General features: G+C 42.7%; 10 protein-coding genes, 1 pseudogene and 1 riboswitch. Of the genes and pseudogenes, 3 read left to right on the top strand and 8 right to left on the bottom strand.

The window, feature by feature from the left end:
- The first annotated feature begins 109 nt into the window (after positions 1-109).
- Positions 110-976 carry a YihY/virulence factor BrkB family protein gene (locus ACYP5M_RS16715; protein ID WP_101224894.1) on the top strand — a complete coding sequence of 289 codons (867 nt, stop codon included), beginning with the start codon at positions 110-112 and terminating at the stop codon, positions 974-976.
- 62 nt (positions 977-1,038) lie between these two features.
- Here the strand turns inward: ACYP5M_RS16715 and ACYP5M_RS16710 are convergent, their stop codons facing one another.
- The 4 genes and pseudogenes from ACYP5M_RS16710 to ribE all read right to left on the bottom strand — a co-directional run bounded on the left by ACYP5M_RS16710 (position 1,039) and on the right by ribE (position 4,443).
- A complete protein-coding gene (locus tag ACYP5M_RS16710) occupies positions 1,039-2,205 on the bottom strand; it encodes a DHH family phosphoesterase (protein ID WP_434168424.1) in 1,167 nt (388 codons plus the stop codon).
- Positions 2,206-2,599: 394 nt separating this feature from the next.
- A complete protein-coding gene (gene ribH / locus ACYP5M_RS16705) occupies positions 2,600-3,070 on the bottom strand; it encodes a 6,7-dimethyl-8-ribityllumazine synthase (RefSeq protein ID WP_048685088.1) in 471 nt (156 codons plus the stop codon).
- A gap of 77 nt (positions 3,071-3,147) precedes the next feature.
- Positions 3,148-3,786, bottom strand: a pseudogene (gene ribB, locus ACYP5M_RS16700) (3,4-dihydroxy-2-butanone-4-phosphate synthase); the annotation flags it as partial.
- An 18-nt stretch (positions 3,787-3,804) separates the two neighbouring features.
- Positions 3,805-4,443: a riboflavin synthase gene (gene ribE, locus ACYP5M_RS16695; RefSeq protein WP_101224897.1), complete on the bottom strand. Its 639-nt coding sequence runs from the start codon at positions 4,441-4,443 to the stop codon at positions 3,805-3,807.
- Positions 4,444-4,588: 145 nt separating this feature from the next.
- A riboswitch (FMN riboswitch) is annotated at positions 4,589-4,719 on the bottom strand.
- 202 nt (positions 4,720-4,921) lie between these two features.
- Here ribE and ACYP5M_RS16690 point away from each other — a divergent pair.
- Positions 4,922-5,659 (top strand): TspO/MBR family protein, encoded by a 738-nt coding sequence (locus ACYP5M_RS16690; protein ID WP_459735291.1) that lies wholly within the window; start codon positions 4,922-4,924, stop codon positions 5,657-5,659.
- On the opposite strand, the gene megL is transcribed toward ACYP5M_RS16690, so the two are convergent.
- From megL to putP, 4 genes are all read right to left on the bottom strand, one after another.
- Positions 5,656-6,831 carry a methionine gamma-lyase gene (megL, locus tag ACYP5M_RS16685; protein ID WP_434168422.1) on the bottom strand — a complete coding sequence of 392 codons (1,176 nt, stop codon included), beginning with the start codon at positions 6,829-6,831 and terminating at the stop codon, positions 5,656-5,658. The genes ACYP5M_RS16690 and megL overlap by 4 nt on opposite strands.
- Positions 6,832-7,042: 211 nt before the next feature.
- On the bottom strand, positions 7,043-8,179 hold the full coding sequence (locus ACYP5M_RS16680; RefSeq protein ID WP_101224899.1) for a DEAD/DEAH box helicase: 1,137 nt from the start codon (positions 8,177-8,179) through the stop codon (positions 7,043-7,045).
- Positions 8,180-8,226: 47 nt separating this feature from the next.
- On the bottom strand, positions 8,227-9,552 hold the full coding sequence (locus ACYP5M_RS16675; RefSeq protein WP_434168421.1) for an ATP-binding protein: 1,326 nt from the start codon (positions 9,550-9,552) through the stop codon (positions 8,227-8,229).
- Positions 9,553-9,666: 114 nt separating this feature from the next.
- On the bottom strand, positions 9,667-11,136 hold the full coding sequence (gene putP, locus ACYP5M_RS16670) for a sodium/proline symporter PutP (protein ID WP_434168420.1): 1,470 nt from the start codon (positions 11,134-11,136) through the stop codon (positions 9,667-9,669).
- A gap of 151 nt (positions 11,137-11,287) precedes the next feature.
- Between putP and ACYP5M_RS16665 the strand changes: the two genes are divergently transcribed.
- Entirely contained in the window at positions 11,288-13,336 is a 2,049-nt protein-coding gene (locus tag ACYP5M_RS16665; protein ID WP_459735290.1) for a molybdopterin oxidoreductase family protein, read from the top strand.
- Positions 13,337-13,520 lie beyond the last annotated feature (184 nt).

Below are 13,520 nucleotides of genomic sequence, written 5' to 3'. Positions count from 1 at the left end.
TTCTTTTTTAGGAAGCGCCTTTTAATTTCTTTTCTTTTGAGGATTAACTTACAGTAACAGAGGGAAAAGAAGCAGATAACCTAAGTAACTATTCAGGAGTGATGCCCAGATGAATAAGTCGATAAAATTTTCAAAGAAACTGATTAAAGAAATAAAGGAAGATCGTGTGACCGGACTGGCAGCAGAACAAGCTTATTACTATCTACTGGCACTATTCCCTTTGCTCATTTTACTGCTGTCCTTATTACCTTATCTGAACATCGATATTCAGACTGCCCTTGACACGATAAAAACCTTCATGCCTGCGGAAACGATGGAAGTCATCGAGAAAAATATCATTAACATATTATCTGAACGGAACGGAGGCTTACTGACTTTTGGTTTCCTTGGCACCATATGGTCCGCTTCCAATGGAATGAATGCGTTCATCCATTCCATGAATATCGCCTATGATGTTGAAGAAACAAGGAATTTCATTAAAGCCCGCTTCATTTCCATTGCATTGACATTAGGACTGGTTGTGGCATTCATCGTCATGTTGGGTCTCCCCGTTTTCGGAAAAGTGATCATCGATTTATTACAGCAAGTCATTCCGATCCCTGAAGAAACGCAAATAATATTCAGCTTTTTACGGTGGGTTATCGCGGTTGTGGTCATATCACTTGTCCTGACCTTTTTATATCGCTTTGCACCGAATAAAAGTTTTCCCATTAAACATGTCATCCCTGGGGCAGTTACCGCAACTGTACTTTGGCTAGGAATATCACTTGGATTTTCATTCTATGTCAGTAATTTTGCCAACTATTCTTCCACTTACGGCAGTTTAGGAGGCGTCATCATCTTGATGCTATGGCTGTATTTGAGTGGTCTGATTTTTGTGATCGGCGGAGAAATCAATGCAATTCTTCATCGCCAAAACTCCATTCCAAAAAAACCCTCCCGCACGATCGTCCATCCTGTCCCGCTTAAAAGATAAAATCATGAATTACGACAAAAGATAGAAAAGCGGCTGTCCCATTCGGACAGCCGCTTTCGTATTCATCCTTTATTGACAAACTCTTCATATCTTTCATCATGGGCCAGCCATGCAGCGTATTTCCGCTTCATGTATTTTTCCGCTTCCACAAATGTATCGAATGTTTTTTTCTGTTGTTTTCCGTTGATTTCAACAATCCATTGCTCTTCTTCATCTTCATAGATGAATATGTCATGTTTGTCTCTCGTTGAATATAGGCAGCCCTCTGGGGATTCCTTTACATTCAGTTGATTCTTATGTGCGTCTCGTTTAAGGGGCTCGGCAAAGAAGGTCTTTTCGACATATTGGCTATACGCCTTTTCGGACATGGTACAACCTGCCGCTTTTTGGTGGCCGCCTCCATCGTACTTGCCAGCAACTTCAGAAACATCAATATCGTCGTGAATTGTCCGGAAGCTGATTCTTTTACTTCCAACCATCAGGATCGCTATATAATCAAGATGCGAGAACTCTTTCGACAGTTCATTACCCAATTCTGAGTGATATGACTCTGCATGGACCACACCAGCTGTATGGGGACCGACCGTAGCCTGATAGACTTCTCTTTTTTTCCTGTTTATGTACCGATCTACCCGACTCTCTTCAACATTCAGAAGGGTTTGCTCCACTTCGTCAAAAGTAAAACTTTCAGCCGTAGACAGCTTATTTGCAATTTTCATTTCGAATTCCTCTATCGGAATCATGAAAAACAGGTCATTCAATCGTTTTGCCGTTGTATTTTTATTGACTTCCCATTCCCAAGTATCGTATTGTCGGACCAATTCAACGAATTCAGCGACAATGCTTGAAGGTTCCAGGTATTTATTTTCAACTGCATACTGATAGAATAATGATGTCGCTGCCGTCTGTTTACCATCTTCCTGTTCGACAGTTACAGATGCCCAATCATGTTCGTTCAAATGCAATGCTGACTTATGATGATCGATCAGCAGCGCTTTGCCTCCATCTTCTACAAACTGAGTAATCATTTTTTCGTTATCTTCATCAACCGATAGATCAGTAACGATCAATGTATCTTCAAGCTTGGCCTGCTCAAGAAATGCTCCTACGTTCTGATTAAGGCGACCAATTGAATTATAACTTACCACTACTTCTTCTCCGAAGGCCAGCTTAGCTATAATGCCGCAGCCGACTCCATCTAAATCATTATGTGTAAAGAGATGGTACACACAAACCCCTCCTAGTAACTAATAAATTTACTTTTCCCTAAAGACATGAATTTCAATTGCAATCTTTACAATTGTAGCATAATCATATCCGCATATTTTATCATGCTTCCATTACGTGATGCTTTTGTTCGTTTTTTTTTTCGAAAAATCCCCTGATGATTCTTTATTTTCCATAATTTATAACGTCCATTACTTTGAAGTCGAGGTTTTTCCATTGAAGAGGTTGCTGTGAGTGGTGAAGATCAGCATTCACTAATCGATCAAATGGCTAGGAATTTTACGAACTTTGAAGAATTGCTTAATGGTTTAAAAAGCCAGACCCAATCCGACAAATGATCCGGTACATCAAAAAAAGCCGCAGGGACGTTATTCCCTGCGGCTTCCTTATACCAAATCACTGTTCAATCAATTTTCCAAGGTTGGCCATTTCAATTGCACTAACGGCCGCTTCATAGCCTTTGTTACCTGATTTTGTTCCTGCACGTTCAATCGCTTGTTCAATATTTTCAGTTGTCAGCAAACCGAAGATAACCGGTACACCCGTTTCCAAGGAAACGGAAGCCATGCCTTTAGCCGCTTCATTACAGACATAATCATAATGTGAAGTGGCACCCCTGATTACCGTTCCAAGACCGATTACCGCATCATATTTACCTGTATTCACAAGTTTTTTTGCAATTAACGGTAGTTCAAAAGCACCCGGGACCCAAGCGATGTCAACATCATTCTCATCAACGCCATGACGCTTAAGGCCATCCAATGCCCCTCCTAAAAGCTTGCTTGTGATAAACTCATTAAATCTTCCTACCACGATACCGACTTTCAATCCTGATCCGATTAATTGTGCTTCAATAGTTTTCCCCATGTCCAATTCCTCCTAATTTTAAAAAACAATATAATTTTTTGTTCTGTAAGATGTAATTACTTAAATCCTCAAGCTTTCGGGATGTTCAGTTCAAGCTCCTGGTTCCCGATAGTATCATTTTGTTGAAGATACCGAATCAAATCGGCTATCGTAATGAACTTCAGGTTGAATTTATCAGCGATGACTTCTAAATCGGATACCCGGGCCATCGATCCATCTTCATTCATGATTTCACAAATGACACCAGCTGGAGCGGCACCGCATAACTTCGCCAAGTCCACCGATGCCTCTGTATGTCCCGCCCTCCTTAATACGCCGCCTTCTTTTGCGACTATCGGAAAAGTGTGACCAGGCCTTTGGAAATCTTCAGCGACCGAATCTTCATTAAGAAGCTCAAGGATGGTTAAGGACCTTTCAAAAGCACTGATTCCTGTAGAGGTGCTTTTATGATCGACACTTACCGTAAAAGCAGTGCCATGATGATCGGTATTTTCTCCAACCATAGGATGCAGTTTCAATTTCGCTGCCAGTTCTTCAGTGATGGTTGTACATATCAAACCACGTCCATGAGTCGCCATGAAATTAATCGCTTCCGGTGTCGCCTTTTCGGCCAGCACTACAAAATCCCCTTCATTTTCACGGTCTTCATCATCGGATACGATTACTACCTTGCCTGCCTTCAAATCTTCTATCGCTTCTTCTATTGTATGGAACATCATTACACCGCCCTTTTATTAGAATCCATGCTCTGCCAAAAACTCTAAATTCAGTCCTGGTTTTGGATTGCCATTTTTCATTTGATGTATTATATATTTCCCTATCATGTCGTTTTCGATGTTAACGATATCGCCAGCCGCTTTTTGTCCCAATATGGTGTCCTGATGAGTCAATGGAATCAGTGATACAGTCAATAGGTTCCTTTCGATCCCAAATATCGTCAAGCTCGTTCCATCAATGGCCACGGATCCTTTTGGAATGCAAAAGGCACTGAGCCCCTCCTCCAATTGGATTACATAATAAACGGCATTTTCTTTCCGTTCTTTTTTGATGATCGTTCCGGTTCCGTCGATATGACCTGAAACAAAATGACCGCCAAACCTTCCCTGTGCACTCATGGCTCGTTCAAGATTCACAGGTGATCCCAATTTCAATGTCCGTATCGAGGAAGCTTTGACCGTTTCCGGCATCACGTCGACCGTAAACAAACTTTTAGTGAAGGACGTTACCGTTAAGCAGACCCCGTTTACTGAAATACTATCCCCCAGATGAACATCTTCAAGGATTTTTTCAGAACGAATCGATAACTCCATACTGCTTTTTCCTTTGTTCATGGAATGAACGGTACCGATATCCTCAATGATTCCCGTAAACATGTTTTTCCCCCTTTTATAAAATATAAAAAACCCCTTAGGATGACCTAAGGAGTTAGCAGGAGAAATGAGTGAAAAAATTGTATACCTAAAAAGCCTAATATTTTCATTTTTGAAAAATTAGGCGTACGTATACACTTGGGTTCCACACGTCCTTCTCCCATCCAGACTTTACTGTCGGCTTTGGAATCTCACCAAATCCTGCCTTTAACAGGCTCGCGGGCTTAGAATTTCTTCATCACCGCCGGTTGGGATTTTCACCCGACCCCGAAGGACTAAAATAATATGAATCTTTGAATATTTTATCACCATAAAGTGAAGATGTAAAATTTCTAACCTTAAATGGTTCAATTGTTACAGAAACTTCCTCTCTTTATGGAAAAACGACCTCCAAAGTCCCCGATGTGCTCCAAAGAGGTTAATCAGGCTAAATATGTGGAATAGGGTTAGAGGATCACAATTCATATAAGGAGGAAGCCTTATGCTTATTTCCATCATCAACTTGATTTTCTATCTGTTCGTCGTCACGATGAATTTTTTAGCTAATTACCTGCCATTGAACGGCCAGACATCAGGAGAGATTTCCGATAAACTTGATGTCCTTTTCACTCCTGCAGGATATGTATTTTCCATATGGGGCTTGATCTATTTCCTGCTCGCCATCTGGGTATTCAGGCAGTTTTTAAGCAAACACCAAAACAGCCCTGCTTATAAGGCATCCTTCCCTTGGTTCGCTTTAAGCTGTGTCTTGAATGGCGCTTGGCTTTTGGCTTGGCACTATGAGCACTTTTTGTTATCCGTATTCATTATCATTGCTCTTTTGGCTACTTTAATGGTCATTTATACTAACGTAAAAAAAGTGAAGCATGCGTCTTTCGACCTATTTCCGTTTTCCGTTTATACAGGCTGGGTAAGTGTTGCAACGATTGCTGACATTTCTTATTACCTCACGTATATCAAATGGGACGGTTTTGGGGTTTCCAGTTCAACCTGGACGATCGTCCTGCTGATTGCAGCAACAATCCTGGCTTTTGTCTTTGCAGGTAAAAACCGGGATTGGTGCTATCCTCTCGTATTCGTTTGGGCGTTCATAGGCATCGGGATACGAAATAGCTCCGCCTATCCGGTAATTACGGACATTTCTTATATACTGGCTGTCATCACTTTTATCGTATCCATCACCATCTTCATTAAAAGTAGAAGGAATATGGTAGCCTAAAATGCTTGCTGAAGATCTTGCCAGACATCCTGCCAAGCTTCTAGGCCAACTGAGAGACGGACCAGCTGGTCACTGATGCCCATTTGTTTCCGTGAATCATCAGGAACTGCAGAGTGCGTCATGGTAGCGGGATGCTGGATCAATGTTTCGGCATCCCCAAGACTTACGGCAATTTTGATTAGTTTCAATTTATTTAGGAATTCCTGTGCATCCTGTTTTGTGCCATGCAATTCGAAAGAGATAAGGCCGCCGCCATGTTTCATCTGTTTTTGCATTATATAATGATCCGGTGAAGCTTCATCACCTGGATAATATACCTTTTTCACTTTTGGATGTTTCTTAAGTTCATGAAAGATTTCCATTGCATTGGCCGAATGACGGTCCATCCTGACAGGCAAGGTCTTTAACCCCCGCAATAGTAACCAGGCATCGAAAGGTGAAATGATTCCACCGATATCCTTCTGTGTAGTCCCTGCTACCTGATTCATGAATTCCTTCTTACCTACGACAAGTCCTGCAACGACATCCCCATGCCCGCAAAGATATTTAGTAGCGCTATGAAGGACGATATCACAGCCATACTCAAGCGGTCTCTGTAGATATGGCGTCGAAAACGTATTATCCACTACGACCGTCACATTATGTTCCTTCGCAACTTTCACCACCATCTGTAAATCAATCATTTTCATCGTCGGATTGATCGGGGTTTCTACATAGATGCAGGTCGTTTCAGGCCGAATCATTTTCCTTACCTGTTCTTCTGTATCCATCTCACAAAAATCATGAGTGATGCGGTATTTATTTTTCATAAGCTGCAGAAGGCCAAATGTACAACCATATAACCCCTGTGAGCATAGGATATGGTCATCTGTTTTCGTTAACGCAAAAAGCACAGCTGAAACGGCGGCCATGCCTGAACCGAAAGCAAGGCCAGCTTCCCCGCCTTCCAAAGCGGCAATCTTTTCTTCAAGCACATGTACCGTTGGATTTCCAAGTCGTGAATATATATATCCATCTTCCATACCGGCGAAACGCCTCTCCCCTTGCTCGGCATTTTCGAAAGTGAATGTTGAGGTTTGAAATAAGGGTGTTGCCAAGCTTCCTAAATGCTTCTTTGAGTCATATCCTTCATGGATGACTGCCGTTTCAAACTTTTTATACTTTCCTGTCATACCGTCTCCTCCTAACCTATGTCTATTGCTATCATATGTCAAAAACCTATATAAAGGAAGCGTTTTCATTCATGGTCATCACCTATAAATGAACCCCTGAATTTAGTAAAGATGATATGTTTCCGTAGGGCAATAGATGAACAAGTTCAGGTGGATTTACCCGGGCATTCGTAAAAAAGGGACAGCCGCCATGGCCGTCCCTTTTTCCGAATCATTCATCGACTACGATGTTTCCACCATAGAAGGTTACTCTCGTTAATGGCAGCTCTAGTTCACGAGCCATTTTTTTCAACTCTCGCTCTTCTCTTTCCGTTACGATTGAAATGACAGTGCCATCTGCACCTGCACGCCCAGTTCTACCCGATCTATGGATATATTGTTCGATGTTGTCAGCCATATCAATATGAACGACCGCAGTAAGGCCTTTTATATCTAGCCCCCTTGCCGCTACATCCGTTGCTATCAGCATCGGGGATTTTCCGGAACGAAGCTTGCGCAGCGCTTTCTCCCTGTCAACCTTATTGGATTCGCCGTGAAGCACGCCCATTTCAATACCTTTATAGCTCAGCTTTTCATGTAAGACGCTCAGCTCTGCTATATCATTCAGGAAGGCAAGGGCCTTCACATCTTTAAGTCTTGTGATTTTCTCTAGAATCTTGGACTTTTCCCGTCTCTCAACAACAAAGTAAAGATGGTCCACCTTTGATTCCATTTTTTCATGCTTATCAACCTTGATCATTTCGGGTTCATTCATGAATCCCCTGGCCGCTTTTTCCGTTTCCTCCGGCAGGGTCGCTGAAAACACCATGATTTGCCGGTCTTTTAGCGTTGTTTTGATAATATTATTGATCGTTCCCATATGCTCCGGAGTGATCAATTGGTCACCTTCATCAAGTACTATCGTCTTAACTTCGTGCATTTTCAATTTCTTTTGGGCAATCAATTCGTAAATCCGTCCCGGTGTTCCAGCAATCACCTGTGGACGCTTCTTCAGTTTGTCCAATTGCCTTTTCACATTTGCACCACCGATGAATGCTGCGCCCGTAATGCCGCTTCCCTCTGACCAAATGCGAATTTCTTCATTGATTTGCATGACCAGTTCTCGTGATGATGCCAAAATCAAAGCTTGGGGCGATTTTTTTTCAGGATCTATCTTTTCCAGCAATGGCAGTAAATATGCCAATGTTTTCCCTGTACCTGTCGGTGATTCGGCCATGATATCTTTTCCCTCGACAATCACGGGAATTGCTTTCGTTTGAATCGGGGTAAGTTGTCCGAATCCGGACTTTTTCCAGACCTCTTGTATATATGGTTTTCTATCGTTTATTAATGCGGGTAATTCGCTCATATCGTTCTCCTTTAATATAAAACTTTTCCTATCTTTCATAGTACCATTTATTCTTGTCCAGTAGCCAACGGAATGCGAATTGTAACCGTCGTCCCTTTGTTTATCTCACTTTCAAAATCCATTTCCCCCTGAAGGCGGTGAACGATCTTCCGGCAAATTGCAAGCCCGATCCCTGTGCCCTTTTCCTTCGTTGAGTAAAAAGGCTCACCAATCCGTTCAAGACGCTCGGGCCCCATTCCCACGCCATTATCACTCACGCTGACTACAGCTTGTCCATCGATGATTTGCAGTGAAATTTCAATTTCGCCATTATCCTTTATCGCTTCAATGCTGTTCTTTATGATATTGATTACCAACTGTTTAAGTTCAATTGAATCAGCCATAATATAAATCGGTTCGGCAGTTTTAACCCTGAATCCCATTTCGATATTATTCAAATTCGTTTCTGCCTTCATCAACGTGAAAACCTGCTGTAAACAGTCGGCAAGATCGATCCTGCGAAATGCGACATCCTGTTTCTTCCCAAGAACCAAAAGTTCGCTTGAGATAATATTGATTCGGTCAATTTCCTTCAACATTATATCGGAATGCTGCGGGTTTACTTCCTGGGTCATATCCATTAACTGTACGAATCCTTTTAACGATGTAAGTGGGTTCCTTATCTCATGTGCGACGGCGGCAGCCAGATGTCCGATAACAGATAGCTTTTCAGACATGATCATCAATTCCTCTTCGCGCCGCAATTCAGTAATATCCCTAACGATTGCATATACCCCTAGCATTTCCGCGTGAACGATGATCGGTAAAAAGGTCACACGGATTATCCGTTTTTCATCACTGCTATTCTGGATGGTCGTTTCGAATTTAACAGCCTCCCCTTGAAGGGACTGTAAAAAGAATTCAGATACTTTTTCACTTTCATTCCAGTTGAGGAGATGATTCGCATTCTTGCCTTTCAAATTGTCACTATTATGCCCCAACAGTTTCTCAGCTTCCGGGTTTAGCGAAACTACATTTCCTTCGAGATTCAGCTCAAGGACACAATCCGGGTTATGCTTGAACAGCGACCGATACTGTTCATCCTTCAGAATGAATTCCTGTTGGGACCTCAACATTTTCCCCGTCCAATACCTGATTATGAAGTATAGGAAAAGCCCGGTTATGAAAATGAACATCCAACCTTTGGAATGTTGAAACATTGCATATATCTGAACATCTGCCCTTGCCTGTGTCATAGAGATGTAATCCGTAACGACAATCCATAAGACTCCAATGGTTATATATATAAAAGCCACTTTACATGCAATTTTATGAGATTGGTTCATATTTTTTCCTTTGTATTGTTTTTGGTTTATTATTCCCAAATCACTCAAAAAAAGCCCTCATGTTTTCAACATAAGGACTCTATCGATATTGTACCATATATATTGCAATCATTGTTTTATATAGCTAAAAAATCCAGAGCATTTTAACTGGACCTCCAATGATCAAGAGAGGTTTTTAATGGCTTGATTGAATTCTTCTTCTATATCTTTTGTAGGCTTGGCCGATAATAAGCTGCAAACGATCACCGCTATTGAACCAGCAATGAAACCAGGAATGATTTCGTATACTTCAGCGAACTTATCGATCATATCCCAAACGATCACGGTTGCTGTACCGACAATCATTCCCGCCAGGGCTCCCCATTTCGTCATCCGTTTCCAGTATAGGCTTAATAGAATGACAGGACCGAATGCCGCTCCGAAACCTGCCCATGCATAACCCACCAATTTAAGGATTGTACCGCTTGGATTAAACGCCAATAATAAGGCAATGGCAGATATCGCCAATACACCAAACCGACCTACCAGCACTAATTCCTTATCAGATGCTTTCGGCCGAATGAACTGCTTATAGAAATCATCGGTCAGGGCACTTGCCGATACTAACAGCTGAGATGCAATCGTACTCATGACCGCGGCTAAAATCGCAGCCAACAAAAAGCCTGTAATTAGGGAAGGAAACAGTTCTTTTGCTAAAATGATGAAGACGGACTCAGCATTTTTTCCCCCTAAAGGACTGCTTGTCAGGTTAAAATAAGCAATCCCCACCAACCCGGTGAACATCGCTCCGACGATGGCAAAAATCATCCAGCCCATACCGATTCTCCGTGCACTTTTCAATTCTTTAACAGATGAAACCGCCATGAATCGAACGATTATATGAGGCTGCCCGAAATAACCAAGCCCCCATGCCAGAAGAGATATGATGCCAATGGTCGATGTTCCTTCAAAAACATGCAATAAATTCGGATTGATCGATTTTATTTCATTGAAGGTGGGATCCCAGCCTCCAATATTTACAATTGTGACAACCGGGACTAGAATTAAGGCTATGAACATAATCGTACCTTGTACGAAGTCCGTCCAGCTAACAGCCAGGAATCCGCCGAATAATGTATAAAGAATAACGACGCTCGCTGTCAGCCAGATGCCCCACCGGTAATCCAAATTGAAAGCCGTGCGGAAAAGCTCACCGCCTGCTACCATGCCTGAAGATGTGTAAAAGGTGAAGAAAATTAAAATGACCGATGCCGATACCACTTTTAAGACCCGGGAGCCATCCTTGAACCGATTTCCCAAGAAGTCGGGAATCGTAATCGAATTACCGGCCAATTCCGTATATGTCCGAAGTCTTGGTGCCACGAATAGCCAGTTTAAATAAGACCCTGCACATAGGCCGACGACAATCCAGCCAGCACTCAATCCGCTTATGTACATTGCACCCGGAAGACCCATCAACAGCCAGCCGCTCATATCGGAAGCACCTGCACTCAATGCAGTTACAGCCGGGCCCAAGTTCCGTCCGCCAAGCATGTAATCGGTTAAGTTTGCCGTTTTCCGATAGGCCAAATAACCAATTAACAGCATGCCTGCCATGTATATTCCAATTGATATTATAATTCCGTAATCCAAAAATGAATCCCCCTAGGTTAATTTTTCATCTAGTAAGCTTATCAGAAAAAAAAACATATGTTAAGAAGTTCTTGCACCTTTCACCGATTTCACTTTCAATATAATTAAGAAAATTCATTTTATTAGATTAAATTATAAGGAGGAATACGCCATGCAATCCTATATCAATCAGCCAGATGGAGTCTTTCCCTCTGTTTGCTCTCTTGACTGTCCTGATCAATGCGGTTTACTGCTGCACAAAAAAGATGGGAAAATCATTAAAGTTCAAGGAGACCCTGATCATCCAGTCACAAAAGGGAATATTTGCAACAAAGTCCGCAACATGACTGCCCGTCTATATGACCCAAATCGCTTAAAGCAGCCATTAAAGCGCATCGGTCCGAAAGGAGAAGGGAAATTCGCTCCAATTAGCTGGGAAGTGGCCATTGACACAATCACTTCCAAATGGAAAGACCTGATCGATATGCATGGTCCGGAAAGCATACTTCCCTACAGCTTTTACGGAAACATGGGCAACCTTAGCGCTGAAGGAATGGATCGCCGTTTTTTCCACAAGCTCGGTGCAAGCATGCTTGAACGCTCCATTTGTAACGCGGCCGGCTCAGTCGGATACAGCTATACAATGGGTGGTTCATTCGGCACCGACCCAGAAGAAACGATTCATACAAAACTTTTCGTCATGTGGGGCATTAACGCTGTGAGTACAAATATGCACCAAGTAACGCTTGCCCAGCAAGCCCGAAAAAACGGGGCCAAAGTAGTGGTCATTGACGTACATAAAAACCAAACAGGCAAGTGGGCGGATTGGTTCATTCCGATTCTGCCTGGTACAGATAGTGCGCTCGCCCTCGGATTAATGCATATCCTATATGCCGAGAATCTAGTCGACCAGGCCTTTCTCGATGAATACACAGTGGGTGCTGCTGAATTGCGCGAACACGTCCGCCAATATGACCCTGCGACGGTCTCCGCGATCACTGGAGTTCCAATTGATGACTTATATGAATTAGCCAGGATGTACGGCACGACCAGTCCATCATTCGTCCGGATAGGCAATGGCCTGCAGCACCATGACAATGGCGGCATGGCAGTACGCACCATTGCCTGCCTGCCTGCCCTTACCGGCCAATGGATGGCGGAAGGCGGCGGAGCCATCAAAGGGAATTCAGGATATCTCGCGTTTAATACAAATGCCTTAAGACGTCCGGATTTATTGCAAAATAAAGCTACCCGGACCATTAATATGAACCAAATCGGGCAAGCTCTTCTGGAAAAAGAAAACCCGATTCGCTCCATGTTTGTTTACGGCTCCAATCCAGCACTTGTCGCTCCAAATGCAAATAAGGTACAGGAAGGTCTAATGCGGGAAGATCTTTTCACAGTGGTCCATGACCTATTCTTAACCGAAACGGCCATGTTTGCCGACATCGTCCTTCCTGCCACGTCATCTTATGAAACGGAGGATTTTTATAATTCATACTGGCATAATTACGTCCAAATACAAAAACCTGTAGTCGAAAAATATGGCGAATCTAAATCGAATGTTGAATTGTTCAAACTGTTGGCTGTTGGAATGGGATTTGAGGAACAAGCATTTAGAGATTCAGAGGAAGATATGATACGGCAGGCGCTGGATTTTCCCGACAACCCGCATTTGGAAGGCATCACCTATGACTCCCTTTCGAGGAATCAATTTCTCAAAGCCAAAATGCGGCCGATGTTCCCAGGCAAACTCCCGACACCAAGCGGTAAAATCGAACTTTATTCCGAAAGGATGAAGCGGGATGGATACGAGCCTTTGCCAACATATACGCCCATCATTAAAGACAGCGACCTGCCATTTTTATTCATACCGGCACCTAATCACAATTTCTTGAATTCAACCTTTTCTAATAATGCCAAACATATCTCCATGGAAAAGGAACCAAAACTGCACATGAATGCCGCTGATGCCAAAACAATGGGGATAGCACCCGGAGATATCGTTAAAATCTGGAACGATCGCGGTGAATGTTTGCTTACCGCTGCTCCTGGTGAAAATGTGTTACCAGGCGTTCTTGTCAGCCAAGGCTTGTGGCAGAATACTCCCGAAACAAAGCAACACATTAATTCCCTTACCCCAGATCGGCTCGCAGATATGGGTAATGGCGCCGTTTTCTTCTCAGGACGGGTGGATCTTGAAAAAGTCCAACAAAAGTAGATCAACCTTGAGCAATCTTTGAATATACCTGCGATTCTTTGAAATATATCTCCGATTTTCGGATTATATCTCCGATTTCGGAGTTATATCTCCGATTCCGGCATTTTATCTGCAATTTCGGAGTTTTATCTCCGATTCCGGCATTTTATCTGCGATTTCGGAGTTTTATCTGCGAATTCCCTGA

Source organism: Peribacillus sp. N1 (assembly GCF_054600815.1).
This window is presented reverse-complemented; position numbering and strand designations above follow the sequence as displayed.